At 71.1% G+C, this 26,137-nt stretch carries 24 protein-coding genes and 1 pseudogene; 13 read left to right on the forward strand and 12 right to left on the reverse strand.

The window, feature by feature from the left end:
* Positions 1–29: 29 nt before the first annotated feature.
* Both BN159_RS19840 and BN159_RS19845 read right to left on the reverse strand, forming a co-directional pair.
* On the reverse strand, positions 30–704 hold the full coding sequence (locus BN159_RS19840; protein WP_015658775.1) for a response regulator transcription factor: 675 nt from the start codon (positions 702–704) through the stop codon (positions 30–32).
* Between the two features lie 63 nt (positions 705–767).
* On the reverse strand, positions 768–1,973 hold the full coding sequence (locus BN159_RS19845; RefSeq protein ID WP_015658776.1) for a sensor histidine kinase: 1,206 nt from the start codon (positions 1,971–1,973) through the stop codon (positions 768–770).
* Positions 1,974–2,091: 118 nt separating this feature from the next.
* Between BN159_RS19845 and BN159_RS19850 the strand changes: the two genes are divergently transcribed.
* Positions 2,092–3,192 (forward strand): SAM-dependent methyltransferase, encoded by a 1,101-nt coding sequence (locus tag BN159_RS19850; RefSeq protein ID WP_015658777.1) that lies wholly within the window; start codon positions 2,092–2,094, stop codon positions 3,190–3,192.
* Here BN159_RS19850 and BN159_RS19855 read toward each other — a convergent pair.
* The gene (locus BN159_RS19855) at positions 3,157–4,305 is read right to left on the reverse strand and encodes an NADH-quinone oxidoreductase subunit D (RefSeq protein WP_015658778.1); all 1,149 of its coding nucleotides are present in this window, start codon (positions 4,303–4,305) and stop codon (positions 3,157–3,159) included. The two genes, BN159_RS19850 and BN159_RS19855, sit on opposite strands and share 36 nt — an antisense overlap.
* A 31-nt stretch (positions 4,306–4,336) precedes the next feature.
* Here BN159_RS19855 and BN159_RS19860 point away from each other — a divergent pair, with 31 nt between their 5' ends.
* Positions 4,337–4,867, forward strand: a complete 531-nt coding sequence (locus BN159_RS19860) for a PH domain-containing protein (RefSeq protein WP_015658779.1) — start codon at positions 4,337–4,339, stop codon at positions 4,865–4,867.
* Entirely contained in the window at positions 4,864–6,198 is a 1,335-nt protein-coding gene (locus BN159_RS19865) for a PH domain-containing protein (RefSeq protein WP_015658780.1), read from the forward strand. The genes BN159_RS19860 and BN159_RS19865 overlap by 4 nt, the downstream gene beginning before the upstream one ends.
* Positions 6,199–6,253: 55 nt before the next feature.
* Here BN159_RS19865 and BN159_RS44875 read toward each other — a convergent pair whose 3' ends face one another.
* Positions 6,254–7,585, reverse strand: coding sequence for a hypothetical protein (locus BN159_RS44875; RefSeq protein WP_106435775.1), 1,332 nt, complete (start codon positions 7,583–7,585; stop codon positions 6,254–6,256).
* Between the two features lie 267 nt (positions 7,586–7,852).
* Here BN159_RS44875 and BN159_RS19875 point away from each other — a divergent pair.
* From BN159_RS19875 to BN159_RS19900, 6 genes and pseudogenes are all read left to right on the forward strand, one after another.
* A pseudogene (locus BN159_RS19875) lies at positions 7,853–9,067 on the forward strand (phosphatidylglycerol lysyltransferase domain-containing protein); the annotation flags it as partial.
* A gap of 275 nt (positions 9,068–9,342) precedes the next feature.
* A complete protein-coding gene (gene folP, locus BN159_RS19880; protein ID WP_078598833.1) occupies positions 9,343–10,269 on the forward strand; it encodes a dihydropteroate synthase in 927 nt (308 codons plus the stop codon).
* Positions 10,266–10,769, forward strand: coding sequence for a nuclear transport factor 2 family protein (locus BN159_RS19885; protein ID WP_015658784.1), 504 nt, complete (start codon positions 10,266–10,268; stop codon positions 10,767–10,769). The genes folP and BN159_RS19885 overlap by 4 nt, the downstream gene beginning before the upstream one ends.
* A 270-nt stretch (positions 10,770–11,039) precedes the next feature.
* Positions 11,040–11,399: a dihydroneopterin aldolase gene (gene folB / locus BN159_RS19890; protein ID WP_015658785.1), complete on the forward strand. Its 360-nt coding sequence runs from the start codon at positions 11,040–11,042 to the stop codon at positions 11,397–11,399.
* Entirely contained in the window at positions 11,396–12,007 is a 612-nt protein-coding gene (folK, locus tag BN159_RS19895; RefSeq protein ID WP_015658786.1) for a 2-amino-4-hydroxy-6-hydroxymethyldihydropteridine diphosphokinase, read from the forward strand. Before folB ends, folK begins: the two co-directional genes overlap by 4 nt.
* A 61-nt stretch (positions 12,008–12,068) precedes the next feature.
* The gene (locus BN159_RS19900) at positions 12,069–12,557 is read left to right on the forward strand and encodes a DUF3180 domain-containing protein (protein WP_015658787.1); all 489 of its coding nucleotides are present in this window, start codon (positions 12,069–12,071) and stop codon (positions 12,555–12,557) included.
* Positions 12,558–12,560: 3 nt separating this feature from the next.
* On the opposite strand, the gene folE is transcribed toward BN159_RS19900, so the two are convergent.
* The 6 genes from folE to dacB all read right to left on the reverse strand — a co-directional run bounded on the left by folE (position 12,561) and on the right by dacB (position 20,165).
* Entirely contained in the window at positions 12,561–13,166 is a 606-nt protein-coding gene (gene folE / locus BN159_RS19905; RefSeq protein WP_015658788.1) for a GTP cyclohydrolase I FolE, read from the reverse strand.
* 140 nt (positions 13,167–13,306) lie between these two features.
* Positions 13,307–15,340 (reverse strand): ATP-dependent zinc metalloprotease FtsH, encoded by a 2,034-nt coding sequence (gene ftsH / locus BN159_RS19910; protein WP_015658789.1) that lies wholly within the window; start codon positions 15,338–15,340, stop codon positions 13,307–13,309.
* Between the two features lie 208 nt (positions 15,341–15,548).
* A complete protein-coding gene (gene hpt, locus BN159_RS19915; RefSeq protein ID WP_015658790.1) occupies positions 15,549–16,109 on the reverse strand; it encodes a hypoxanthine phosphoribosyltransferase in 561 nt (186 codons plus the stop codon).
* Positions 16,110–16,159: 50 nt separating this feature from the next.
* Positions 16,160–17,185: a tRNA lysidine(34) synthetase TilS gene (gene tilS / locus BN159_RS19920; protein WP_015658791.1), complete on the reverse strand. Its 1,026-nt coding sequence runs from the start codon at positions 17,183–17,185 to the stop codon at positions 16,160–16,162.
* Positions 17,186–17,376: 191 nt separating this feature from the next.
* Complete coding sequence (locus BN159_RS19925) at positions 17,377–18,510, reverse strand: zinc-dependent metalloprotease (protein ID WP_041819566.1); 1,134 nt, start codon at positions 18,508–18,510, stop codon at positions 17,377–17,379.
* Positions 18,511–18,587: 77 nt separating this feature from the next.
* The gene (gene dacB, locus BN159_RS19930) at positions 18,588–20,165 is read right to left on the reverse strand and encodes a D-alanyl-D-alanine carboxypeptidase/D-alanyl-D-alanine endopeptidase (RefSeq protein ID WP_015658793.1); all 1,578 of its coding nucleotides are present in this window, start codon (positions 20,163–20,165) and stop codon (positions 18,588–18,590) included.
* Positions 20,166–20,244: 79 nt separating this feature from the next.
* Here dacB and BN159_RS19935 point away from each other — a divergent pair, with 79 nt between their 5' ends.
* Positions 20,245–20,736 carry an inorganic diphosphatase gene (locus BN159_RS19935; RefSeq protein ID WP_015658794.1) on the forward strand — a complete coding sequence of 164 codons (492 nt, stop codon included), beginning with the start codon at positions 20,245–20,247 and terminating at the stop codon, positions 20,734–20,736.
* A gap of 109 nt (positions 20,737–20,845) precedes the next feature.
* Positions 20,846–22,507, forward strand: coding sequence for a threonine/serine exporter family protein (locus BN159_RS19940; protein WP_015658795.1), 1,662 nt, complete (start codon positions 20,846–20,848; stop codon positions 22,505–22,507).
* A gap of 91 nt (positions 22,508–22,598) precedes the next feature.
* Here the strand turns inward: BN159_RS19940 and BN159_RS19945 are convergent, their stop codons facing one another.
* Complete coding sequence (locus BN159_RS19945) at positions 22,599–23,426, reverse strand: DedA family protein (protein ID WP_015658796.1); 828 nt, start codon at positions 23,424–23,426, stop codon at positions 22,599–22,601.
* A 153-nt stretch (positions 23,427–23,579) separates the two neighbouring features.
* Here BN159_RS19945 and BN159_RS19950 point away from each other — a divergent pair, with 153 nt between their 5' ends.
* The gene (locus tag BN159_RS19950; RefSeq protein ID WP_015658797.1) at positions 23,580–23,945 is read left to right on the forward strand and encodes a YbjQ family protein; all 366 of its coding nucleotides are present in this window, start codon (positions 23,580–23,582) and stop codon (positions 23,943–23,945) included.
* 18 nt (positions 23,946–23,963) lie between these two features.
* On the opposite strand, the gene BN159_RS19955 is transcribed toward BN159_RS19950, so the two are convergent.
* Entirely contained in the window at positions 23,964–24,725 is a 762-nt protein-coding gene (locus BN159_RS19955; protein ID WP_015658798.1) for a MerR family transcriptional regulator, read from the reverse strand.
* Positions 24,726–24,837: 112 nt separating this feature from the next.
* Here BN159_RS19955 and BN159_RS19960 point away from each other — a divergent pair, with 112 nt between their 5' ends.
* Positions 24,838–26,130: an ion channel protein gene (locus tag BN159_RS19960; protein WP_015658799.1), complete on the forward strand. Its 1,293-nt coding sequence runs from the start codon at positions 24,838–24,840 to the stop codon at positions 26,128–26,130.
* Positions 26,131–26,137: the final 7 nt, after the last annotated feature.

Raw genomic sequence — 26,137 nt, forward strand, 5'->3', positions numbered from 1 at the left:
GGGGAGCCTCTTCGGCGACCGGCTCGGGCTCAGCCCTGCCCGCCGCCGGCCCGTACCAGCCCCGTCTCGTAGGCCAGGACCACCACCTGCACCCGGTCCCGCAGCCCGAGCTTGGTCAGGATGCGGCCGACGTGCGTCTTCACGGTGGCCTCCGACAGCACGAGCCGGGCCGCGATCTCGCCGTTGGACAGGCCCTGCGCGACCAGCACCATGACCTCGCGCTCACGGTCGGTGAGCCGCTCCAGCTCCTTGTGCTGCGGCTCCTTGCCGGTGCTCGGCAGCATCGGCGCGAAGCGGTCCAGCAGGCGGCGCGTGGTCGAGGGGGCCACCACCGCGTCGCCGCTGTGCACGGCGCGGATGGCGGCGAGCAGCTCACCCGGCGGCACGTCCTTGAGCATGAAGCCGGAGGCGCCCGCCTTCAGCCCGGAGAAGGCGTACTCGTCGAGGTCGAAGGTGGTCAGGATCAGCACCTTCGGCGGGTTGGGGTCCGAGCAGATGCGGCGGGTGGTCTCCACGCCGTCCAGCTTCGGCATGCGCACGTCCATCAGCACCACGTCGACGGCGGTCTCCCGCAGCACCTGAAGGGCCTCCACGCCGTCGCCCGCCTCCGCGACGACCTCCATGTCCGGCTGGGCGGCGAGCACCATCCGGAACCCGGTGCGCAACAGCACCTGGTCGTCGACGAGCATCACGCGGATCGTCATCGGGTCCTCTTCCATGTCCGGCTACGGGGTCGTTACAGGTGTCAATCCAGGGCGCGGCTCGCCTCAGTGCGCCGGTTTCAGCGGCAGCAGGGCGCTGATGCGGAATCCTCCGCCCGGGCGGGGGCCGGCGTCCAGGGTGCCGCCGACCATGCCGACGCGCTCCCGCATGCCGATCAGGCCGTGGCCCTGGCCGTCGACGCCACCCTCCTCGTACAACTCGTGCGGGGCGCCCTTGCCGTCGTCCTCGACGAGCAGGCCGAGACCGTCGTCGAAGTAGACCAGGCGCACGCTCGCACCCGCGTTCGGGCCGCCGTGCTTGCGGGTGTTGGTGAGCGCCTCCTGCACGATGCGGTACGCGGTGAGCTCGACGCCGCTGGGCAGCGGGCGCGGGGTGCCCTCGACCTTGAAGTCGACGGGCAGTCCGGAGGTGCGGCACTGCTGGATGAGTTCGTCGATCTGCTCGACGTCGGGCTGCGGGACGTACTCCCCGCCCTCCTGGTGCTCGCCGGTGCGCAGCACGCCCAGCAGGCGGCGCATCTCGGCGAGGGCCTGGCGGCCGGTCGAGGAGATCGTCTCCAGGGCCTTCTTCGCCTGGTCGGGCGCGGCGTCGAGGACGTAGGCGGCGCCGTCGGCCTGCACCACCATCACCGACACGTTGTGCGCGACGACGTCGTGCAGCTCGCGCGCGATCCGGGCGCGCTCGGCGGCGACCGCGACCTTGGCCTGCGCCTCGCGCTCCTTCTCCAGCCGGCTCGCGCGCTCCTCCAGCTCCGCGAAGTACGCGCGCCGGGTGCGTATCGAGTCGCCGAGCACCCAGGCGAGCGCGAACGGCACCGTGGTGAAGATCATGATGGCGACGGTGCCGAGTGCGCTCGACTCGTTCTCCGGCCAGCGCAGCTGCGCCAGGGGCGCCGCGACAAGACCGACGCCCAGCGCCAGCCGGGAGGCCCAGCGGGCGCCGGTCGCGGCGACGGTGTAGGTGATCACCAGCATGGCGAAGTTGGCCGCCATCGTCTCGACGTCCAGCGCCAGCTGCGCCACACCGAGACCGACGGCCAGCAGCAGCATCCGCTCCGGCATCAGCCGGCGCAGGGCGACCACCAGGGAGAGCAGCAGCGCGATCGGCACGGCGGCGGCCACCGGGTAGTCGGTGTGCTCCGCCTCCTGCTGCACGACCCCGGACACCACAGAGATCCCGAACAGGAAGACGGCCCAGAAGCTGTCGACCCATGTCGGGTGCCTGCGGAGGAAGTCATAGATGCGCTGCACGTAACCCAGCGTAGGGAAGCGTGACGTGTGCAGGGGTCAACCGGAGGACCGATCCGCGACGGGCGCGCGTACTCCCCAAGGTGGAGGCACCGTTCCCCTGTGCCTTTAGCCTGGGCCGGTGACGGAAGACACAGGCGAGGGCTGGCTGGGGTGGCGGGCGGCGGCTCAGGAGGCGCTGTACGGACCCCACGGCTTCTACCGCAGGCCCGAGGGCCCGGCGGGCCACTTCCGTACGTCCGTCCACGCCTCGCCCCTCTTCGCCGAGGCCGTGGCCAGACTGCTGTGCAGTGTCGACGAGGCGCTCGGCCGCCCCGAGAGGCTCGACTTCGTCGACATGGCCGCGGGACGCGGCGAACTGATCACCGCGGTCCTCGCCGCCCTCCCCGCTGACGTGGCCGCCCGCGCGCGTGGGTACGCCGTCGAACTCGCCGACCGCCCGCCCGGACTCGACCACCGGATCGAGTGGGTGCCGGAGCCTCCCCCGGGCGTCACGGGCCTGCTGTTCGCCAACGAGTGGCTCGACAACGTCCCCGTCGAGGTGGCGGAGGTCGACGCCGCGGGGGTGCCGCGCCTCGTCCTCGTCCGGCACGACGGGACCGAGCGGCTCGGGGAGCCGGTCGAGGGGGCGGACGCGGAGTGGCTCGGGCGGTGGTGGCCGCTTCCCGCGGAGGAGGGGGTGCGAGCCGAGATCGGGCGGCCCCGGGACGAGGCGTGGGCGGCGGCCGTCGCCACGCTCACGCGGGGGCTCGCGGTCGCCGTCGACTACACGCACTCGGCGGACGAGCGCCCTCTGTTCGGGACGCTGATGGGCTTCCGCGAGGGGCGCGAGACGGCGCCTGTGCCGGACGGGTCGTGCGACATCACGGCGCATGTGGCGCTGGACGCTTGTGCGCACGCGGGCGTGAACGCGAATGCGCGGGCGGGCGCGGAGGCGGGCGCCACGGCGCGTGCGCTTCCGCGTGCGCGCCTGCTCATGCAGCGCGACGCTCTGCGCGCCCTGGGCATCGCAGGCGCACGCCCCCCGCTCGCCCTGGCGACCACGCAACCCGCCGCCTACGTACGCGCCCTCGCGAGCGCCGGTGAAGCCGCCGAGCTCACCGCGCCCGGCGGCCTCGGCGACTTCGGGTGGCTGCTTCAGCCGGTTGGAATTCCGGACGCACCCCTCGAAGGGCCGCTCCGAGAGCTACTTGTCGATGTCCCCGACCACGAAGAACATTGACCCCAGGATCGCCACCATGTCCGCCACCAGCGTGCCCGGAAGCAGTTCCACCAGCGCCTGGATGTTGTTGTACGAGGCGGAGCGGAGCTTGAGCCGGTACGGGGTCTTCTCGCCCTTGCTCACGAGGTAGTAGCCGTTGATGCCGAGGGGGTTCTCGGTCCATGCGTAGGTGTGCCCCTCGGGCGCCTTCAGGACCTTGGGCAGCCGCTGGTTGATCGGGCCGGGCGGCAGTTCGGTGAGCCGGTCGAGGCAGGCGTCGGCGAGGTCGAGGGAGTTGTGGGTCTGCTCCAGCAGGCACTCGAACCGGGCGAGGCAGTCGCCCTCCTGACGGGTCACGACCTTCAGGGTGTCCTGAAGGTCGCCATAGGCGAGATAGGGCTCGTCGCGGCGCAGGTCGAAGTCCACGCCCGAGGCGCGCCCGATCGGCCCGCTCACGCCGTACGCGTGCACGGCCTCCGGCGACAGGACGCCCACGCCCCGCGTGCGCCCGCGGAAGATCTCGTTGCCGAGGACCAGGTCGTCGAACCGGTCCATCCGGGAGCGCACATCGGCGACGGCGGCACGCGCGCGTGTCGTCCAGCCGGCGGGCAGGTCCTCCTTGAGGCCGCCGACCCGGTTGAACATGTAGTGCATGCGCCCGCCGGAGACCTCCTCCATCACGTGCTGTAGTTCCTCGCGCTCCGAGAACGCGTAGAAGATCGGCGTGATCCCGCCCAGCTCCAGCGGGTACGAGCCGAGGAACATCAGGTGGTTGAGCACCCGGTTGAGCTCCGCGAGCAGCGTGCGGGTCCACACAGCGCGCTCGGGCACCTCCATGCCGAGCATGCGTTCCACCGCCAGGACGACGCCCAGCTCGTTGGAGAAGGCCGACAGCCAGTCGTGGCGGTTGGCGAGCATGATGATCTGGCGGTAGTCGCGCGCCTCGAAGAGCTTCTCCGCGCCGCGGTGCATATAGCCGATCACCGGTTCGGCACTGGTGATGCGCTCACCGTCCAGGACGAGCCGCAGGCGCAGCACGCCGTGCGTGGACGGGTGCTGGGGCCCGATGTTGAGCACCATGTCGGTGCTCTCCGCGGCTCCGCCGATACCGACCGTGGTCTCCGTCGTAGGCATGGACACAGTCTCTCCTACGTAGGCTGACCATATGGAGACGGGGAGCCGGGAAAACGCGGCGCATACCGGGCAAACAGGCGCCGCGCCTGCTGTCGGGCACGAGCCGGTCTGGACCGGGCTGCCACCGGGGCTGTTGCGGATGCGGCGGCTGTTGCTGGTGGTGTGGCTGGGACTGCTGGCGATCGGCCTCGCCGTGCTCCTGGGTCTGCTCGCCGGCCCCGCATGGGCCACGTTCGCGCTGCTGCCCCTCGCAGTGGCGGTCTGGGGCTGGGTCATGCTCGGCCGCAACTGGCGCTCCTGGCGCTACGCCGAGCGCGCCGACGACCTGCTCATCAGCCGGGGCGTGCTGTGGCGCGAGGAGACGGTCGTGCCGTACGGCCGCATGCAGCTCGTGGAGGTCACGTCCGGGCCCGTCGAACGGCACTTCGGGCTGGCCAGCGTGCAGCTGCACACCGCGGCCGCCGCTACCGACGCCACCATCCCCGGCCTGGACCCGGCCGAGGCGGAACGGCTGCGCGACCGGCTCACCGAGCTCGGTGAGGCCCGATCGGCGGGCCTGTGACCCTCCCGGGCGTCGAGAACGCCGTACGCGAGAAGCCGGCCGTCACCGAGCGGCGGCTGCACCCCGTGACGCCGCTCAGGCGGGCGTGGGCGCCGGTGGCCGTGGTCATCGGGTGGGCGGTGCACGACCCCGACCAGACCCAGCGGCAGCTGACCCGGCTGACGACGACCACGCTGCTGCTCGCGATAGCCGTCGCCGTTCCGGCCGCCGCCCTGTACGGCTTTCTCACCTGGTGGTTCACGCACTTCGCGGTCACCGACACCGAACTGCGCATCCGTACCGGGCTGGTGTTCCGGCGCACCGCGCACATCCGGCTGGAGCGCATCCAGGCCGTCGACGTCAGCCAGCCGCTCCTCGCGCGCGTGGTGGGCGTCGCCAAGCTCAAACTCGATGTCGTCGGCGCCGACAAGAAGGACGAGCTCGCGTTCCTGGGCGCGGAGGAGGCGCGTGCGCTCCGCGCGGAACTCCTCGCACGCGCCGCCGGATTCGCGCCCGAGACGGCGCGTGAAGTGGGCGAAGCACCAGCGCGCGAGCTGATGCGCACGCCCGCACGCGAACTCGCGCTCTCCCTCGTGCTGACGGGCTCCACCTGGGGCACCCTGGTCGCCGCCCTCGTCGTCCCGCCGGTGCTCTGGTTCGCCACCCACAGCGTGTGGACGGTCCTCGCCACCGCCCTCCCCCTGCTCGGCGCGGCGGGCGCGAGCAGCGTGGGCCGGTTCGTCGCCGAGTACGACTGGACGGTCGCCGACTCCCCCGACGGACTGCGCATCGACCGCGGGCTGCTGGACCGCGTCCACGAGACGGTGCCGCCGGGGCGGGTGCAGACGGTGCGGATCGTGCGGCCGCTGCTGTGGCGGCGGCGCGGGTGGGTGCGCGTGGAGCTGGACGTGGCGGGGTCCTCGAACTCCGTGCTGGTTCCGGTCGCCCCGCGTGAGGTCGCCGAGGCCGTCATCGCGCGCGTGCTGCCCGGAGTGACGGTGCCCCCGGACTCGGCGCTGTCCCGGCCGCCGCGGCGTGCGCGCTGGTGCGTGCCCCTGTGGTGGCGCGGCTACGGACTGGTCGTCACCGACGCGGTGTTCGCCGCGCACGAGGGACTGCTGCGCCGCAGCCTGGCGCTCGTGCCGCACGCGAAGGTGCAGAGCGTGCGGCACGCGCAGGGGCCCTGGAAGCGCGCGCTGGGCGTCGCCGACGTGCACGTGGACACGGGGGCCAACAAGACCGTCACAGCGCGTCTGCGGGACGCTGAAGAGGCGTCGGAGCTGCTCCGGGCGCAGGCCGAACGCTCGCGGACGGGCCGGAGGGACGCGCCGCCGGACCGGTGGATGGCGTAGGACAGCAAGAAGGGGCCGACCCTGAGGCCGACCCCTGGTTGAAGCGCTCCCGACGTCAGGACACCGCGCTGCGCAGCACCTGTACGTCGATCTGCTCCGTCTCGTCGTGCGCCGTCAGGTCGATCACCTGGCCGACGCCGCGGGACTCCTCGTCGACCGGCTTGAACTCGGCCTCGGACTCGGCCTTGTGCAGCGCGAGCGCCTCCTGGCCGACGACGTCGGCGAGATCCTCGTTCTGCACGTCCTCCAGGGCGGGCGCATCGCCCTTGTGGGTACCGAAGAAGTCGAAGCCGCCCTCGACCTTCGGGCGCCGTGCGGGCGTCGACGGTACGACGGCCACCGCGGTCGGCGCGACGAAGTGACCGGCGGGCTGCTGAGCGGGCAGTGCCGGCTTTCCCGTAGTGGTGGCGGCCGCGCGCACATGCTCCTGCCCGTCGACCGCCTCGGGCTTCCCCTGCGCCTCGTCCTCCTGCGCGACCGAACCGGCCTGCACGGCCCGGTCGTTCGAGGAGCCGTCGTGCTGCGCGGGCACGTCGGCCTGCGCGTCGCCGGAGGACTGCGCCTCGGCGAAGGACTGCGCCTCGGCCTTCACCGCGCCGTCCCCCTTCGGCTCGCCGTCGCCCTTCGCCTCACCGTCGGCCCCCGCCGAACCGTCGCCCTTGGGCTTCGGGGGCTCCTCCCCGTCGAGCTTCGACAGTGCCGCACGCGCGCGCAGGAACAGCCGCGACCCCTCGGGCGAGAAGATCGCGGGAGCCGTCGGCTCGGACGTCTCGTCCTCGGTGTCGACATCGACATCTGCGTCGGCCTCGACCGCCGGGGCTGCCACGGCCCCAGCCTCCTCCGAAGCCGAAGCCGAAGGCGATGCCGGATCCGAGTCCGCCTCGACCGCCACCGTCGGCGACGGCCCCGGCGGCAACGCCCGCGCAGGCTCCGCCGCCTCTATCTCCAGCAGCCGACGCCCCTCCAGGGCGCTCGCCCGCTCGGTCTCCGCGGTGGCGTACCGCCGCAGCAGCGAAGCGTGTTCGTTGCGCAGCCCCGCGAGCTCCGCGCGCTTGGCACGCAGCCGCTGCTCCAACTTGCCGCGCAGCTCGCGCGACTCGTCGAGGTCGGTCTCCAGTTCGGCGACCCGCTCCTCGAAGCGCCACTCGTCACTCGCACGCGCGCGTGTCAGGTCGGCGACGCGTTTGCCGGCCTGGGTGTCCCAGCGGCGCATGACGATCGCGCCGATGACCGTCGTCGCCGCGGCGGCCGCGGCCAGGCCCCGGAGCACCAACGGCTCCGAGAACGCCCATGGGCCGAGCGCGCAGACGACGGAGACGCCCGCGATGGCCGACGGGGGCAGCAGCCTGTGCAGAGGCGGGGAATGGCGGTGACGTCCACGTGGCATGGCCAGAAACTTACCGCGCGTAGGCGAATCTTGGTGGCCCGCCCAGCAAAAACACAGCCATCCCAAGGCCTTCACGGAATTCCGATCCCAAATCGAGATGAGGACCAACCACGGAAGAGCCTTAGCAAGGGCTTTCTGCGGCCTTGGAACCGGCTTTGGCGAGAGGAGTGAACCTCTCCCCCCAAGACACCGTCCTAGAGGGCGCAATGTCGCCGGATGCCCGAATCGGCACCGGGTTCAAGGTCTCTCGCGGAACTACGGGATGCGATGTCTGTCAGGACGGATGACGAAGAGTCGGGCAGGGTTCCGCGGCCACCGGGCCGTGGGCGCCGGTTCCTGCGCGGCCCGCGCCCCGAGGCGGTCCCCGTTCTCGTCGGCAGAACCTGTGCCCTGGTAGGACTCCTGGACATCGCCGCGGGCGTCTTCCCGCACGTCTGGCACAGCCGTATGCACACCGTCGCCGAGGTGCCGCCCGGGGCACTCGGCCCCTTCGCGGCCGCCCTCTCGCTCAGCACGGGCGTGCTGTTACTGCTCCTGGCGCACGGCCTCAAGCGCGGCAAGCGCCGCGCATGGCGAGCCGCCGTAGCGCTCCTGCCGGCAGGCGCCGTGGCGCAGTTCGGCTACCGGCACTCCCTGCTGGGCGCCGTCGTCCCACTCGTCCTGCTGGCCGTGCTGCTGCGCCACCGCGACCGGTTCGCGGCGCCGCCCGACCTCCGCAGCCGCTGGCGGGCGCTCGCCAACTTCGTGCTCATGGGCGCCGGTTCCCTCGCCCTCGGACTGGTCATCGTCAGCGCACACCCTGGCACCCTGATCGGCAACCCGAGCCTGGCCGAGCGCATCACCCACGTCCTGTACGGCCTGTTCGGCCTCGACGGCCCCGTCGACTACCAGGGCACGACCACCTGGACGGTCGCCCGCTCCCTGGGCGCCCTCGGCCTGCTCACCGCCGTCACCACGCTCTACCTCGCCCTGCGCCCCGAACACCCGGCCGCCCGCCGCACCGAGGAGGACGAGACCCGGCTGCGGGCCCTGCTGGCGCAGCACGGCGGCCGTGACGCCCTCGGCCACGTCGCGCTGCGCCGCGACAAGGCCGTCGTCTTCTCGCCCAGCGGCAAGGCCGCGGTGACCTACCGTGTCGTCTCCGGCGTGATGCTCGCCGGTGGCGACCCGATCGGCGACGTGGAGGCCTGGCCCGGCGCCATCGAGCGCTTCATGGATGTCGCCAGGGCCCACTCCTGGACCCCCGCCGTCATGGGCTGCTCCGAGACCGGCGGCGAGGTCTGGACCCGCGAGACCGGCCTGGACGCCCTCGAACCGGGCGACGAGGCGGTGATGGGCGTCGCGGATTTCTCCCTCGCCGGCCGCGCGATGCGCAAGGTGCGCCAGATGGTCACGCGCATCGAGCGAGCCGGTTACCGAACCCGGGTACGACGAGTCCGTGACCTCGGCGAGGCAGAGCTGGACCGAATCAGCCGCGCCGCCCTCCGGGCCGAAGGCTTCGTCAGCCTCGCGCTCCCCCTTCCACGCCCCTTGCGCCGCCGCACCACACCCGCACGCCCCTGCGCCCGCGTGGCGACGGACTCCACCGTCCGCGCCGCGTAACCCGGACAGGCCCGGACGGAAGCCCCCTACCCCCGTCCCCGGGGCTTCCGTCCGGGTCGCCGCATGCGCTGCGCCGCAGCCGTGCGCCGCGCCACCGGGGCCCACAACTCCACCGCACGGCCGTTGCCGGCCCGCCCGGGGCCTACGCTGAACATATGAGCAAGCAGAGCGGACGCGGGCGCGTGGCAGGCCTTCCTGAATGGGACCGCTGCGCGGTCATGGGAGTCGTGAACGTGACCCCCGACTCCTTCTCCGACGGCGGCCGCTGGTTCGACACGACCGCCGCCGTCAAGCACGGCCTCGCCCTGGTCGCGGAGGGCGCCGACCTGGTCGACGTCGGCGGCGAGTCCACCCGCCCCGGCGCCACCCGCGTCGACGAGGACGAGGAACTCAAGCGCGTCATCCCCGTCGTCCGCGGCCTCGCCTCCGAGGGCGTCACCGTCTCCGTCGACACCATGCGCGCGTCCGTCGCCGAACAGTCCCTCGCGGCCGGCGCGGCCCTGGTCAACGACGTCAGCGGCGGCCTCGCGGACCCCGCGATGATCCCGGTCGTCGCCGAGGCCGGCGCCCCCTTCGTCGTGATGCACTGGCGCGGCTTCCTGGCGGGCGGCAACGTCAAGGGCGTCTACGACGACGTCGTCACCGAGGTCGTCGACGAACTGCACGCACGCGTGGAGGCCGTTCTGGCGGGCGGCATCGCCCCCGACCGCGTCGTCGTCGACCCGGGTCTCGGCTTCTCCAAGGACGCCGAGCACGACCTCGTCCTCCTCGCCCACCTCGACCGGCTGCTCGCTCTCGGCCACCCGCTGCTCGTCGCCGCCTCCCGCAAGCGATTCCTCGGCCGGGTCCTGGCGGGCCCGGAGGCCGCGCCGCCGCCCGCGCGCGAGCGCGACGCAGCCACGGCCGCCGTCTCCGCGCTCGCGGCGCACGCCGGCGCATGGGCGGTGCGCGTGCACGAGGTGCGCGCGACGGCGGACGCGGTACGGGTCGCACGCGCCGTAGAGGGAGCGCGCGGAACAGAACACGCGCCGGGCGCGCGCACCCACGAGCGGGGTGCGCACTCCCCCGAAGGAGCCCGGTGAGCGCCCCCCACACCGACGTAGAGCAGGTGGAAGCCGCGAACACCGCCTTCTACGAGGCGATGGAGCGCGGCGACTTCGAGGAGCTGACCTCCCTCTGGCTCACCCCGGCCGACCTGGGCGTCGACGAGACCTATCACGACCCGGCCGACACCGGCGTGATCTCCTGCGTGCACCCCGGCTGGCCGGTGCTGACCGGCCGCGGCGAGGTCCTCAGGTCGTACGCGCTGATCATGGCGAACACCGACTACATCCAGTTCTTCCTCACCGATGTGCATGTCTCCGTCACCGGCGACACCGCGCTCGTGACCTGTACCGAGAACATCCTCAGCGGCGGCCCCGCCCCCGCGGGCGGCGACGAGCTCGGCCCGCTCGTCGGACAGCTCGTGGTCGCCACCAACGTCTTCCGGCGCACCCCGGACGGCTGGAAACTCTGGTCCCACCACGCCTCACCGGTTCTGGCCGAAACCGACGAGGAAGAAAGCGACGACTCGCCCTCCTGAGTGGGTAGGCGCACCGCAGAGTCCCCACCGAGCCCCCCACAGGGACCAACAAGTGGTTGGAATCACGCCGCCCTGGGTAGGGGCGGCTACCAACCCGTGAGCCGCCGGGTTCCCCAGGGGAAACAGCCGATGAAACCTCCTGACCCCGGCGCGGGCCCCGCCCCCGTGGAACGGCCCTGTCAGTGCCCGCAGGTAGATTCGTTCGAGGCCGGTGTGCCGCCCGCACACGGCACGGACCGGCCGTTACCGACGATTGCAGGAGTGATTCGCGTGGATCGTGTCGCGCTGAGCGGCCTGAAGGCCCGCGGGTACCACGGTGTGTTCCCCAAGGAGCGCGAGGAGGGCCAGACCTTCATCGTGGACCTCGTCCTGGGCCTGGACACCCGGCCGGCCGCCGCCGACGACGACCTGGCGAAGACCGTGCACTACGGCATCGTGGCCGAGGAGGTCGTGGCCGTCGTCGAGGGCGAGCCCGTCAACCTCATCGAAACCCTCGCCGAGCGCATCGCCCAGGCCTGTCTGAAGCACGAAGGGGTCGAGGAGGTCGAGGTCCGCGTCCACAAACCCGACGCGCCGATCACCGTCCCCTTCGACGACGTGACCATCACCATCACCCGGAGCCGAGTATGACCGCGTTCTTCGCCGGGGGTCACAGCGACCCGACCGTACAGCCGGTACCCGCTTCCGTCGTCGAGCAGGTCGACGCCGCCGACACCACCCTGCACAACCCGCGGCGCGCCGTGATCTCCCTCGGCTCCAACCTCGGCAACCGCCTGGAGAACCTCCAGGGCGCCATCGACGCGATGGAGGACACCCCGGGCGTCCGTATCAAGGCCGTCTCGCCGGTCTACGAGACCGAGCCGTGGGGCGTCGAGCCCGGCAGCCAGCCCTCCTACTTCAACGCGGTCGTGGTCCTGAAGACCACGCTGCCCCCGTCCTCCCTGCTGGAGCGGGCTCAGGCGGTCGAGGAGGCCTTCCACCGCGTCCGCGACGAGCGTTGGGGCCCGCGCACGCTGGACGTCGACATCGTCGCATACGCCGATGTCGTCACCGACGACCCTGTCCTCACCCTCCCCCACCCGCGCGCGCACGAGCGGGCCTTCGTCCTCGCCCCCTGGTACGACGTGGAGCCCGGCGCCCAGCTCCCCGGCCGCGGCGCGGTCGCCGACCTGCTGGGCACGCTGACCCGCGAAGGCGTCACTCCCCGCGCGGACCTGGAACTCCGGCTGCCCGAGTAGTCGTTAAGGTCAAGACGATCGACCACAGTCCGTGGGGATCCGGGGGAGCTGAAGGGACACCGTGAGAGAGCTGCGCATCAGGGTGCTGGCGTTCGTGTTCGTCGTCGCCGGCATCCTGTCCTGGGCGGGCGCCCGCCTCTGGAACTCGATCGGGACCCTGCCGAGCGTCCCCCTGGCCGCCCCCGTCGTCCTGGCACTGATCGCCGCGGTCCTGCTGGCCACGGCGCTGTCGATCCGCTCCCGCCTCAAGGCCCAGCGCGAGCGCCGCCCCGGCGCCAAGGGCGTCGACCCTTTGATGGCCGCCCGCGCGGTCGTCTTCGGCCAGTCCAGCGCCCTGGTCGCCGCCCTGGTCGCCGGCATGTACGGCGGCACCGGCGTCTTCCTCCTGGAAGTCCTCGACATCCCCGCCCGCCGAGACCAGGCCATCTACGCCGGCTTCTCGGTCGTCGCGGGCATCGCCGTCATAGCGTCCGCCATCTTCCTGGAACGAGTCTGCAAACTCCCGGAGGACGACGAACACGACGGCACCGGAGCAGCACCGGTTTCCTAAGCCTCAGCGCGCCATGATCAGGCTCATCGCCTCGGCCCGGGTCGCCGCATCGCGCAGTTGACCGCGCACCGCCGAGGTAAGAGTCTTCGCCCCCGGCTTGCGGATCCCCCGCATCGACATGCACATGTGCTCGCACTCCACGACCACGATGACGCCGCGCGGCTCAAGGATCTCCATCAGGGAGTCCGCGATCTGCGTGGTGAGTCGTTCCTGCACCTGCGGGCGGCGGGCGTAGACATCGACGAGCCGGGCCAGCTTGGACAGCCCCGTGATCTTGCCGGTGGTGGCCGGAATGTAGCCGACGTGCGCCACGCCCCGGAACGGGACCAGATGATGCTCACAGGTCGAGTACACCTCGATGTCCTTCACGAGCACCATCTCGTCGTGCCCGAGGTCGAACGTCGTGGTCAGCACGTCCTCGGGCTGCTGCCACAGCCCCGCGAATATCTCCTTGTACGCCCGAGCGACCCGCCCCGGCGTCTCCCTCAAGCCCTCGCGATCCGGGTCCTCTCCGACCGCGATCAGCAGTTCGCGTACGGCGTTCTCGGCGCGCTTCTCGTCGAACTCGCCGATGCGGCCCTCGCCGTCCAGCGTCACGGGGTCGGTCATGTGGTGCCTCGTTCCTGTACGGGTGGCGCGTGTGGGTCACGCGTCTGAACTGCGGGCATACGAAAATGCCGCGCCCCCCAGGCTAAAACCAGGGGGACGCGGCATCCATTCCGGGCCCGGTGGGATCACCGGGGCACGGGTCAGCTCTCCGGGCGCTCCTCTGGAGCGGGCTCGGGAACGGGCTCCGTCACCGTCGACTTGGCGGTGCTGATCGCCGGAGTCGCGCCGTTGGCACCGTTCGTCAGGGCCAGCTCCTTGGGGGAGAGCACCGGCGGGCGGGTGGACGGCGTACGGCGGGAGGAGCCGGTCCAGGCGGGCCGGGGCGGGCGCTTGACGATGGGGGCGAAGACCTCGGCGATCTCCTCCTTGCCCAGCGTCTCCCGCTCCAGCAGTGCGAGGACCAGGTTGTCGAGGACGTCGCGGTTCTCGACCAGGATCTCCCAGGCCTCGTTGTGCGCCGTCTCGATGAGCTTCTTGACCTCTTCGTCGACCAGCGCGGCGACCTCTTCCGAGTAGTCGCGCTGGTGAGCCATCTCACGGCCGAGGAAGGGCTCGGTGTTGTCGCCGCCGAACTTGATCGCACCGAGGCGCTCGGTCATGCCGTACTGCGTGACCATCGCGCGGGCCGTTGCGGTGGCCTTCTCGATGTCGTTCGCGGCGCCCGTGGTCGGGTCGTGGAAGACGAGCTCCTCGGCCGCACGGCCGCCCAGCATGTACGCGAGCTGGTCCAGCATCTCGTTGCGGGTCGTGGAGTACTTGTCCTCGTCCGGGAGCACCATCGTGTAGCCCAGCGCGCGGCCGCGACTCAGGATCGTGATCTTGTGGACCGGGTCGGAGTTCGGGGAGGCCGCCGCGACCAGGGCGTGGCCGCCCTCGTGGTACGCGGTGATCTTCTTTTCCTTGTCCGACATGATCCGGGTCCGCTTCTGCGGGCCCGCCACGACGCGGTCGATGGCCTCGTCGAGCATCTGGTTGTCGATGAGCTTCTTGTCGGAGCGGGCCGTCAGCAGCGCCGCCTCGTTGAGCACGTTCGACAGGTCCGCGCCCGTGAAGCCCGGCGTGCGGCGGGCGACCGCCGACAGGTCGACGTCCGGGGCGACCGGCTTGCCCTTCTGGTGGACCTTGAGGATCTCCAGACGGCCCTGCATGTCCGGGCGGTCGACCGCGATCTGGCGGTCGAAGCGGCCGGGGCGCAGAAGGGCCGGGTCGAGGATGTCGGGCCGGTTCGTCGCGGCGATGAGGATCACGCCGCCCTTGACGTCGAAGCCGTCCATCTCGACGAGCAGCTGGTTCAGGGTCTGCTCGCGCTCGTCGTGACCGCCGCCGAGGCCGGCGCCGCGGTGGCGGCCGACCGCGTCGATCTCGTCGACGAAGACGATCGCCGGGGCGTTCGCCTTGGCCTGCTCGAACAGGTCACGGACTCGGGAGGCACCGACACCGACGAACATCTCGACGAAGTCGGAACCGGAGATCGAGTAGAACGGCACGCCGGCCTCGCCCGCGACGGCACGCGCGAGCAGGGTCTTGCCCGTGCCGGGAGGGCCGTACAGGAGTACGCCCTTGGGAATCTTGGCGCCGACGGCCTGGAACTTGGCGGGCTCCTGGAGGAATTCCTTGATCTCGTGGAGTTCCTCGACGGCCTCGTCCGAACCGGCGACGTCGGCGAACGTCGTCTTCGGGGTGTCCTTGGTGATGAGCTTGGCCTTGGACTTCCCGAAGTTCATGACTCGGGAGCCGCCGCCCTGCATCTGGTTCATCAGGAACAGGAAGACCACGACGATGAGAACGAAGGGGAGCAGCGAGAGCAGGATGCTCACGAAGGCGTTCTGCTTGGTCGGCGAGACCGTGTACCCGTCCGGGATCTGGTCGTCCTGGAACTTGGTCTGAAGGGTGTTGGCGATGGTCACACCCTGGTCGCCGATGTAGCTCGCCTGGATCTTCGAGCTGCCCTCGATCTTTTCGTCGCCCTTGAGCTGGACCTTGATGGTCTGCTCGTCACCGGTGGTCAGCTTTGCCGACTCGACCTTGTTGTCATTGATCGCCTGGACGACCTGGCCGGTGTCCACCGTCTTGTAGCCGCCGGACGAGCCGACGACCTGCATCAACACGACCACGGCAAGGACGGCCAGCACGATCCACATGACCGGCCCACGGAAGTATCGCTTCACGTCCATCCATACGGAGCGATGTCGCCCCGTCCCTCCTGCCATAGTGAGTTTGATAAGACAGTTCTTCTGACGGTACCCCAGCATTCGCGCGAAGCCGCACGGGACGGCTGGCAATCCCGTCTCTGCATGCTCCAACGGCGCGAACCGCGCCGGGGTTCCCGATCGTCCTACAAGCATCGCCCTTGTGGCTCAGCCGCGAGCTGAGCCGAGGGGCTCAGCCGCCGTAGACGTGGGGCGCGAGCGTACCGACGAACGGGAGGTTGCGGTACTTCTCGGCGTAGTCGAGGCCGTAGCCGACGACGAACTCGTTGGGGATGTCGAAGCCGACCCACTCGACGTCGATGGCGACCTTGGCGGCGTCCGGCTTGCGCAGCAGGGTGCAGACCTTGAGCGACTCGGGCTCGCGGGAGCCGAGGTTGGACAGCAGCCAGGACAGGGTCAGTCCGGAGTCGATGATGTCCTCGACGATCAGGACGTGCTTGCCCTTGATGTCGGTGTCGAGGTCCTTGAGGATCCGCACCACGCCGGAGGACTGGGTGCCCGCGCCGTAGGAGGACACGGCCATCCAGTCCATCGTGACGGGGGTGGACAGCGCCCGGGCGAGGTCCGCCATGACCATCACCGCGCCCTTGAGCACGCCGACGATGAGCAGGTCCTTGCCCGCGTACTCCGCATCGATCTTCGCGGCCAGCTCGGCCAGCTTCGCGTCGATCTCTTCCTTGGTGATGAGCACCTGCTGGAGGTCGGCACCCATGTCTTTCGCGTCCACCCGCATCACTTTCGGTCGTCCCACCGGCCGTCCACCCCCGGGGCGGGGGTGAGGATTCAGCCTTGCCGAATCACCAGTCTGCCACCCTGACGCTGGGCGACGACTTTGCCGGGGAGATTGATGGCCCCCTGGCCGCGCCAACCGGTGATCAGACGGTCGACTTCCTCGATGTGCCGGGCGAACAGCGAACCCGCGGGGGCACCGGCCTCGATGGCGGCGCGGCGCAGGATCCGGCGGCGTACGGCGGGCGGGAGGGCGTAGAGCTTGGCGCACTCCAGCAGGCCGGTCGCGTCGCGTACGGAGGTTTCGGCCTGGCTGGCCCAGGCGTCGAGGGCGTCGGCATCGTCGCGGGACAGTTGGGCCGTACGGGCGAGGGCCTCCACGACGCCCTTGCCGAGGGCCTTCTCCAGGGCGGGCAGGCCCTCGTGGCGCAGGCGGGAGCGGGTGTAGGCGGGGTCCGCGTTGTGGGGGTCGTCCCAGACGGGGAGGGACTGGACCATGCAGGCGCGGCGGGCGGTCTGCCGGTCGAGTCCGAGGAAGGGGCGCCGGTAACGGCCGTCGGCCCCCGAGACCGCGGCCATTCCGGACAGGGAGCGGATGCCGGAGCCGCGGGCGAGGCCGAGCAGGACGGTTTCGGCCTGGTCGTCGCGCGTGTGGCCGAGCAGGACGGCGAGGGCGCCGTGGCGCTGGGCGGCGGCGTCGAGGGCGGCGTAGCGGGCGTCCCGGGCGGCGGCCTCGGGGCCGCCTTCGCGGCCTACGGTGACGGCGGTGGACTCGACGGGGTCCAGGCCGAGTTCGCGCAGGCGCAGGACGACTTCCTCGGCGCGCAGATCGGAGCCGGGCTGGAGGCCGTGGTCGACGGTGATGCCGCCCGCGCGGATGCCGAGTTTGGGGGCCTCGAAGGCAAGGGCCGAGGCGAGGGCCATGGAGTCGGCGCCGCCGGAGCACGCCACGAGGACGAGCGGCGGGAGCGGGCGCTCGGGCGGGGTGTCGGCGGGGGTGTCGCTGTGTTCGGTGAGGAGGTCGTGGAGGACGCGGCGGACCGCCAGGCGTATCGCCGCGACCGCAGGATGGGGACCCATGTCCGGTTCCCTTCATGAAGTTTTCGGGGGTGAGCCCGAGATCGGTCACTCAGAGTGTGTAGATGGTGACAGAAATGGGCGGTTCCCCGAGCATTGCACGCCTACCCATCGCTCACGGTCCCTCGGACGGGTGATTGGAGGGGCGTTCGCCTGCCGTCGGCCGGATTCGTTTCACGACTTCCCCCAGGGGCTCACGACTCGGCCTTGCGGTGCACCCGCGCGACCCAGTCCGCCGGTTTGGCGATCTCCGCCTTGGTCGGGAGGGTGTTGGGGGAGGTCCACACGCGGTTGAAGCCGTCCATGCCGACCTGGTCGACGACGGCCCGCACGAAGCGTTCGCCGTCGCGGTACTGGCGGAGCTTGGCGTCCAGGCCGAGCAGTTTGCGCAGGGCCAGGTCCAGGCGGGAGGCCCCCTTGGCGCGGCGCTGCTGGAACTTCTCGCGGATCTCGGCGACGGACGGCACGACGGCCGGGCCGACGCCGTCCATCACGAAGTCGGCGTGGCCCTCCAGGAGGGACATCACGGCGGTGAGGCGGCCGAGGATCTCGCGCTGGGCCGGGGTCTGCACGATCTCGACGAAGGAGCGTCCGCCGTCGTCCTCCTCGCCCTCGGGCCTGCTGCCGGCGAGGGACTGGGCGGCCTCCCGGATGCGCTCCAGCACGGTCATGGGGTCGACGTCGGTCTCCCCCAAGAACGACTGGATTTCACCCTCCAGGTGGTCCCGCAGCCAGGGCACGGCGGTGAACTGGGTGCGGTGGGTCTCCTCGTGCAGGCAGACCCAGAGGCGGAAGTCGTGGGGCTGTACGTCGAGTTCGCGCTCCACGTGCACGATGTTCGGCGCGACGAGCAGCAGGCGGCCGCCGCCGTTGGCGCCGGCGGGCAGTTCGCGGGTGGCGGGGGCGAAGGTCTCGTACTGGCCGAGTACACGGGAGGCGAGGAACGACAGCAGCATGCCGAGTTCGACGCCGGTGACCTTGCCGCCGACGGCGCCGAGGACCGCGCCGCCGGGGGTGTCGCTGCGGCGCTCCTGCATCTTGTCCAGCAGCGGTTTGAGGAGTTCGCGGAACCCGGCCACGTTGGCCCGGACCCAGCCGGGGCGGTCGACGACGAGGACGGGGGTGTCGTGGGTCTCCTCGGTGCCCAGACGAGTGAAGCCCCGGACGTGTTCCTCCGAGGCTTTGGCGTGCCGGCGCAGCTCGGCGACGACGGCGCGGGCCTCGTCGCGGCTGACCTCGGGGCCCGGCCGCATCAGCCGGGTCGCGGTCGCCACCGCGAGATTCCAGTCGACCATCCCAGGAGTTGCGGCACCACCGATGCTCGTCATGCGTCAACCGTACGTGAGCGCTGCGGCTGTGGGCAGAGCGTCGAGTTCGGCCGGGGCCGGGGCGAGTTCACGCCGGTTCAGCCGCATCCGCACCCCGCCAGGGCCGTCGCCGCCTTGTCCAGCGCCGACTGGGCCTCTGCCGCGTTGGTGGTGTCGGTGGCGAGGAAGGCGAAGGCCAGTAGGTGGCCGTCCTGGTCGACGACGGTGCCCGCCAGGGCGTTCACGCCGGTCAGGGTGCCGGTCTTGGCCCGTACGACGCCGGCCGCGCCGTCCGCGTAGCGGCTGGTCAGGGTGCCGGTGAAGCCCGCGACGGGCAGGCCGGTGAGGATCGGGCGGAGTTCGGGGTGGGCGGGGTCGCCGGACTGCGCGAGCAGGGCCGTGAGCAGGTCGGCCGTGAGGCGGTTGTCGCGGTTCAGGCCGCTGCCGTCCTTGAATTCGGTGCCCTTCACGGGCAGTCCGAGCTTGCCGAGTTCGGCGCGGATCGCGCGGCCCGCGCCGGTGAGGTCGGGGCGCTCGCCGGTGGCGAGGGCGGTGTGCCGGGCGAGGGCCTCGGCGATGTCGTTGTCGCTGTTGGTGAGCATGCGCTCGACCAGGGCCGCCAGCGGCGGCGAGGAGACCTCGGCGAGGGTCTCCGCGCGGGCGGTCGCCTTGGAGGGGCCCGGCGAGGTCGTGGTGATGCCGTGGTCCTCGATCAGGTCGGCGAAGGTACGGGCCGCCTCCGCCGCCGGTTCGGCCACCCGCGGCACGGGTCCGCTCGTCGAGTCGTCGGTACGGGCCTCGTCCGCCATCAGGGCGCTGACCCGCGCGAGGTTGTCGTTGACCCCGATCGGGTGGAGCTCCTCGCCCGCGTAGAGCGTGGTGTCGTACGACAGGGTCACCTCGCGCACGCCGTCCTTCTTCAGGGCGGCGGCGGTGTCCTCGGCGAGGGTGCGCAGGCTCGCGAGGCCCTCGGTGTCCTTGCGGGCGGTGAGGGTGGGGTCGCCGCCCCCGACGAGGACGAGTTCCTTGGTGTCCGGTTCCAGGGCGGTGCGGGTGGTGAGGCGGTGGTCGGGGCCGAGGGCGTTCAGGGCCGCGGCTGCGGTGGCGATCTTCGTGGTGGAGGCGGGGGTGAGCGCGGTGCCGGATCCGGCACCGTACAGGCGCTTGCCGGTGGTCACGTCGACGACGGCCGCGGAGTGGCGGGCGCCGAGCGCGGGGACGCCCAGGAGCGGGTCGAGGAGGGTGGACAGGGCCTTGGTGCCGGGCGCCGATTTCACCCTCCCGGTGGCTCCGCCGAGGCCGGTGAGGACGGATGCGGCACTCGGCGCAGGGCCGGGTGCCTTGGCCGCCGTACCGGAACTACGGCCGTGATCTGCGCCACCCGTGCCCTCCTGGGCGACTGCCCGGTCGCGCTCGGCCTTACGCTGACCCGAGGAGTCCCAGGGACCGGCGGCGGTCACCACCCCGACGGCCAGCGCGAGGCCCGCGGTGGCGGCGCCGGCGGTGTACTGCCAGGTCTTCGGCCTTGTGACCTGCGCCGAGACGGTTCGGCCGAGCCTTGCCAGGCGCGGTCGTCCGGCCGTGGCCGCCCGTGCGAGACGCGGTCGTACGGCGCCCGCGATCCGTGCCAGCCGCGGTCTCGCGGCTCGCCAAGGCCTCAGCTCTGGCACGACCACCAGCCCCTTTCGCGATCACACACCTGCGTGAGGGACACTTAACCACCAGAACTATGTGCTGATCATGGAGGAGCCACCGGTGGAGTTCGACGTCACGATCGAGATTCCGAAGGGTTCGCGGAACAAGTACGAGGTGGACCACGAGACCGGTCGGATCCGCCTGGACCGTCGCCTCTTCACCTCGACCGCCTACCCGACCGACTACGGCTTCGTCGAGAACACCCTCGGCGAGGACGGCGACCCGCTGGACGCGCTGGTCATCCTGGACGAGCCGACCTTCCCGGGCTGCCTCATCAAGTGCCGCGCGATCGGCATGTTCCGGATGACGGACGAGGCCGGCGGCGACGACAAGCTGCTGTGCGTTCCGGCGACGGACCCGCGCCAGGAGCACCTGCGGGACATCCACCACGTGTCGGAGTTCGACCGCCTGGAGATCCAGCACTTCTTCGAGGTCTACAAGGACCTGGAGCCCGGCAAGTCCGTCGAGGGCGCCGACTGGGTCGGCCGCACCGAGGCCGAGGCCGAGATCGAGCGTTCCTACAAGCGCTTCAAGGACCAGGGCGGCCACTGAGCCTGAAGTTCACCGGAGCGGGCTGCACGCACACGCGTGCAGCCCGTTCTGTTTTGTGTGCGCATACTGAGGCTTGGCCTTGAGGTGTCGTACAGGGAGCGCTGCGCAAGTGACGGAGGCGGAGGACCGCAAGCCGCAGTCGGACGAGGCGACCGGCACGTTCGACCCCGAGATCACATCCGAGTTCGCCCTTCCCGAGGGGCTCGCCGTCTCCAGGAGCGAGTCGGAGACCTCGTCGGAGTTCGCGCTCCCGGACGGTCTCCACACACCACCGGGAGCGGGCGTCGAGCCGGAGGGGTCGGCGTTCAGCGCGCCGAGCACCTTTCACGCCAGCGACGCGCCGGCCGCGTTCACCCCGGCGACCGGGATACCTGCGGTCAGTCTGACCAAGAACGTGCCCTGGCAGGACCGGATGCGCACGATGCTGCGGATGCCGGTGGCCGAGCGGCCGGCGCCGGAGCGGGTCCACAAGGCCGAGGAGGAGGGCCCGGCCGTCCCGCGCGTGCTCGACCTGACGCTGCGTATCGGCGAGCTGCTGCTCGCGGGCGGTGAGGGCGCGGAGGACGTCGAGGCGGCGATGTTCGCGGTCTGCCGGTCCTACGGCCTGGACCGCTGCGAGCCGAATGTCACCTTCACGCTGTTGTCGATCTCCTACCAGCCGTCCCTGGTGGATGATCCGGTGTCGGCGGCGCGGACGGTACGGCGGCGCGGGACCGACTACACGCGGCTCGCGGCGGTGTTCCGGCTGGTGGACGACCTCAGCGACGCGGAGAGCCATATCTCCCTGGAGGAGGCCTACCGGCGGCTCGCGGAGATCCGCCGCAACCGGCATCCGTATCCGACCTGGGTGCTGACCTCGGCGAGCGGGCTGCTGGCGGGTGCGGCCTCGGTGCTGGTCGGTGGTGATCTGATCGTGTTCATCGCCGCCGCGTTGGGCGCGATGCTCGGTGACCGGCTGGCGTGGCTGTGCGCGGGGCGGGGGCTGCCGGAGTTCTACCAGTTCACGGTGGCCGCGATGCCGCCGGCCGCGATAGGGGTCGCACTGACCCTGGCGCATGTGGACGCCAAGGCGTCCGCCGTGATCACCGGTGGGCTGTTCGCGCTGCTTCCCGGGCGGGCGCTGGTGGCGGGGGTGCAGGACGGTCTGACCGGGTTCTACATCACCGCATCCGCGCGGCTGCTGGAGGTCATGTACTTCTTCGTCGGGATCGTCGTCGGGGTGCTGATCATCCTGTACTTCGGCGTGAACCTCGGCGCCAAGCTGAACCCGGACGCGGCGCTGAACATCTCCGAGCGGCCTTATTGGCAGATCGGGGCGTCGATGCTGCTGTCGCTGACGTTCGCGGTGCTGTTGCAGCAGGAACGGTCCACCGTGCTGGCCGTCACGCTGAACGGCGGGGTCGCCTGGTCGGTGTACGGCGCGCTGCACTACACCGCCGGGCTGTCGCCGGTCGCCTCCACGGCCGTGGCGGCGGGGCTGGTGGGGCTGTTCGGGCAGCTGCTGTCGCGGTATCGGTTCGCGTCGGCGCTGCCGTACACGACCGCGGCGATCGGGCCCCTGTTGCCGGGGTCCGCCACCTACTTCGGGTTGTTGTCCATCGCGCAGAACGAGGTGGACAAGGGGTTGGTGTCGCTGGCCACGGCGGCGTCGTTGGCCATGGCCATTGCCATCGGGGTGAACCTCGGGTCGGAGATCTCGCGGCTGTTCCTGCGGCTGCCGGGTGGGGCTGAGGCGGGGCGCAGGGCTGCGAAGCGGACTCGGGGGTTCTGAGCGCCTATTGGGGCGGGGGTTTTGGAGCCCGACGGCGGCTGCTGGTCCGCTGTGGTTTCTCGCGCAGTTCCCCGCGCCCCTTTAGGGAGTTCTAGTAACCCTGGTTGTAGGGGTACTGGTCGTTCTGCTGGTTGTTGTACGGCTGCGGGTACTGCTGGGCGTACGGCTGCTGCTGGCCGTAGTACTGCTGCTGGGGGGGCTGGTCCGTCGGGTCGATGCGGCGGAGCTGGGTGGTCGCGTCGTCCATCATCTGGGGGTGCTGCTGCACAGCCGGGGTCGCGGGCGCCTCGGCCGCCGCGCGCTTCTTCTTGGAGCGCTCGCGGAGGTACTCGATGATGATCGGGACGACCGAGATGAAGACGATCAGGATGAGGATCGACTCGACGTTCTTCTTGATGACGTCGATCTGGCCGAGCCAGTAACCCGCGAGGGTGACGCCGGTGCCCCAGGCGACACCGCCGATGATGTTGTACGTCAGGAAGGTGCGGTACTTCATCCGGCCGGCGCCGGCCACGATGGGTGCGAAGGTGCGGACGATCGGCACGAAGCGGGCCAGGACGATCGCCTTCGGGCCGTACTTCTCCATGAACTCGTGGGCCTTCTCCAGGTTCTCCTGTTTGAAGAGCTTGGAGTTGGGGCGGCTGAAGAGCTTCGGGCCGAAGAACTTGCCGATCATGTAGCCGACCTGGTCGCCGAGGACGGCGGCGAGCACGATCAGGGTGCAGACCAGCCACAGGGGCTGGCTGATGAAGTTCCCCTCGGCCACGAACAGGCCCGCCGTGAACAGCAGCGAGTCACCGGGCAGGAACGCGAAGAGGCCCGATTCGGCGAAGACGATGAGCAGGATGCCGGGCAGGCTGAAGGTCTCGATCAGGTAGTCCGGGCTGAGCCACTCGGGGGCGAGCGCAAGCGTGGTCACGGGTTCGTGGCTCCTGCGGGGTGGGACGGGACGGGCGGGGGCTGATGCTCAAACGTACCAACGCGGCACTACTGCCAACGCACCGCTGGAGGCCCAGGTTCCATGGGCGCCCACAGGATGCCCTTTGCTCCGGCTCGGGCAAAGCTGTGAACCATGGGTATCGAAGAGTACGGCGGTGGACAGGGCCCCCAGCCCGATGTCCTGGTGGTCACCACGAACGACGTACCCGGCTACCGGGTGCAGGAGGTCATCGGCGAGATCTTCGGGTTGACGGTGCGCTCCCGGCATCTGGGCAGCCAGATCGGCGCGGGGCTGAAGTCGATGGTCGGCGGTGAGCTCAAGGGGCTCACCAAGACGCTGGTGCAGACCCGCAACCAGGCCATGGAACGGCTGGTGGAACAGGCACGCGCGCGTGGCGCCAACGCGGTGCTGGCGTTCCGGTTCGATGTGACGGAAGCCGCCGATGTCGGCACCGAGGTGTGCGCGTACGGGACGGCCGTGGTCGTGGCCCGGGAGTGAGCCCCCGGGCCACGACGGTCACGACGTGTGGCGGTCGGCGTTGGCGAGGATCGCGTCGCGCAGGTGCTCGGCGAGCCCCGGGCCCATGGAGTCGTAGAACGCCTTGAAGCGCTCGTCGGAGACGTACATCTCGCCGAAGCACTGGTGCATCTCGTACGGGACCTCGAAGTAGTACCTGCTGATGTGTCCGCGGTGTTCCTCGGCGAGGTCCATGGCCGCCTCGCCGGACGGCTGCTCGCCGGCCGCCACGAGGGCCGCGTACCGCCGTCCCCAGTCGTCGACCTCGGCCTGGATGCGCTTCCAGTCCTCCTTGGTGTACGTGGCGGCCCGGCGCTGCGACTCGGCGTACGCCTCGGTGTTGCCCCAGCGCTGCTCGGCCTCCTCGGCGTACTGGTCCGGGTCCTTGTCGCCGAAGACCTCGAACCGCTCCTCAGGCGTGAGATTGATCCCCATCTTGCGTGCCTCCATGGCCTGCTCCACGGCCGTCGCCATCTTCTGGAGCTTCTCGATCCGGGCGGTCAGCAGTTCGTGCTGGCGGCGCAGATGCGCGCGCGGGTCGGCGTCCGGATCGTCGAGCAGGGCGGCGACCTCGTCGAGCGGGAAGCCGAGCTCCCGGTAGAACAGGATCTGCTGAAGCCGGTCGAGGTCGCCGTCGCTGTAGCGCCGGTGGCCCGCGTGGCTGCGCTCGCTCGGGGCGAGCAGGCCGATGTCGTCGTAGTGGTGCAAGGTGCGCACCGTCACTCCGGCGAAGCCCGCGACCTGTCCCACGGAGTAGCTCACTTCATCCGCTCCCTTCTCGGTACGCACTCCACGGTGAATCCTCACGCCACGTGAGGTGCAAGCCCATTCGGCATGCCCGCATTGCACTATTTGCGCGCTTAGGGTGTCCTCCGTGGCCCAGGACCCCGCGCCGCAGGCGCCCGCCGCCCCGGCGACACCGGCGACCCCGGCACGCACCCTGCTGCCGCTGATCCTCCCCGCCCTGGTCGTGGGCGTGGGAGCGAGCCTGCTGTTCCTCGGGGTGAGCGAGGCGGCCGAGGCCTTCCAGGACGTGCTGTGGCAGAACCTGCCGGACGCGCTGGGCGTCGGCCGCTACTCGGTGCTGTGGATGCTGGTCATGCTCACCGCCACCGGGGTCGCCGTCGGTCTGGTGGTGTGGAAGGTCCCCGGACATGCCGGGCCCGACCCCGCCACCACCGGTCTGGACGCCCCCGTCCTGCCACCCGCCGTGCTGCCGGGTCTGCTGCTGGCGACCGCCCTGATGCTCGCGGGCGGGCCGAGCCTCGGCCCGGAGAACCCGATCATCGCCGCCAATGTGGGCCTCACCTTCTGGATCGGGCACCGCTTCCTGCCCAAGGTGCCCGGCGGGCTGTGGGCGGCGCTAGCGGAGGCGGCGACCATCGGCGCGCTGTTCGGCACGCCGGTGGCGGCGGCGCTGGTGATCTCCGAGGCGCTGGCCGGGCGCAAGATCCAGGGGGCGCTGTGGGACAACGTCTTCGCCCCGCTCGTGGCCGCCGCGGTCGGCGCGACGACCACCACGCTGATCGCCCATCCGACCTTCGACCTGGATCTGCCCCCCTTCGACCACCCCGGCTGGGACGATCTGCTGGCGGCGCTGGTGATCGCCTCGGCGGGCGCGCTGCTCGGCATGGCGGCCGTGTACGCCTTCCCGTATGTCCACGCCGCTTTCAGCCGGCTGCGGCACCCGATGCTGATGCTTCCGGTGGGCGGGCTCGTCCTGGGGCTGCTGGGGGCCCTGGGCGGCCATCTGACGCTCTTCAAGGGGCTGGAGGAGATCGGGGAGCTGGCGGCCGATCCCGACGGCTGGTCGGCGGGCGAGTTCGCCACGATGTCGTTGGTGAAGCTGGCCGCGATGGTGGTCGCCGCCTGCTGCGGCTTCCGGGGCGGGCGGATCTTCCCGTCCGTCTTCGTGGGCGTGGCCCTCGGACTGTGCGCCCACGCACTGGTGCCCGAGGTGCATCCCGCGCTCGCGGTCTCGACCGGCGTGCTCGGTGTACTGCTCGCGGTCACCCGGCAGGGCTGGGTGAGTCTGTTCACCGCCGCTGTCCTGGTCGCCTCCCCCACCATCCTCGCCCTTCTCTGCATCGCCTCGCTGCCCGCCTGGCTGCTGGTGACCGGCCGCCCCCAGATGCAACTGCGCGAGGACGGCACGCCCGTCCGTTGAACTCCCC

The organism is Streptomyces davaonensis JCM 4913, from assembly GCF_000349325.1.
Lineage (GTDB): Bacteria > Actinomycetota > Actinomycetes > Streptomycetales > Streptomycetaceae > Streptomyces > Streptomyces davaonensis.

Bases quoted from the DNA above. Each gene is read 5' to 3' on its own strand.
- hpt (WP_015658790.1), bottom strand. From the start codon at position 16,109: ATGCGGGTGGACGCGAAAGACATGGGTGCCGACCTCCAGCAGGTGCTC.
- ftsH (WP_015658789.1), bottom strand. From the start codon at position 15,340: ATGGACGTGAAGCGATACTTCCGTGGGCCGGTCATGTGGATCGTGCTG.
- BN159_RS44875 (WP_106435775.1), bottom strand. From the start codon at position 7,585: ATGCCACGTGGACGTCACCGCCATTCCCCGCCTCTGCACAGGCTGCTG.
- folK (WP_015658786.1), top strand. From the start codon at position 11,396: ATGACCGCGTTCTTCGCCGGGGGTCACAGCGACCCGACCGTACAGCCG.
- BN159_RS19860 (WP_015658779.1), top strand. From the start codon at position 4,337: ATGGAGACGGGGAGCCGGGAAAACGCGGCGCATACCGGGCAAACAGGC.
- BN159_RS19840 (WP_015658775.1), bottom strand. From the start codon at position 704: ATGACGATCCGCGTGATGCTCGTCGACGACCAGGTGCTGTTGCGCACC.
- BN159_RS19855 (WP_015658778.1), bottom strand. From the start codon at position 4,305: ATGCCTACGACGGAGACCACGGTCGGTATCGGCGGAGCCGCGGAGAGC.
- folP (WP_078598833.1), top strand. From the start codon at position 9,343: ATGAGCAAGCAGAGCGGACGCGGGCGCGTGGCAGGCCTTCCTGAATGG.
- folE (WP_015658788.1), bottom strand. From the start codon at position 13,166: ATGACCGACCCCGTGACGCTGGACGGCGAGGGCCGCATCGGCGAGTTC.
- tilS (WP_015658791.1), bottom strand. From the start codon at position 17,185: ATGGGTCCCCATCCTGCGGTCGCGGCGATACGCCTGGCGGTCCGCCGC.
- BN159_RS19950 (WP_015658797.1), top strand. From the start codon at position 23,580: ATGGGTATCGAAGAGTACGGCGGTGGACAGGGCCCCCAGCCCGATGTC.
- BN159_RS19925 (WP_041819566.1), bottom strand. From the start codon at position 18,510: ATGACGAGCATCGGTGGTGCCGCAACTCCTGGGATGGTCGACTGGAAT.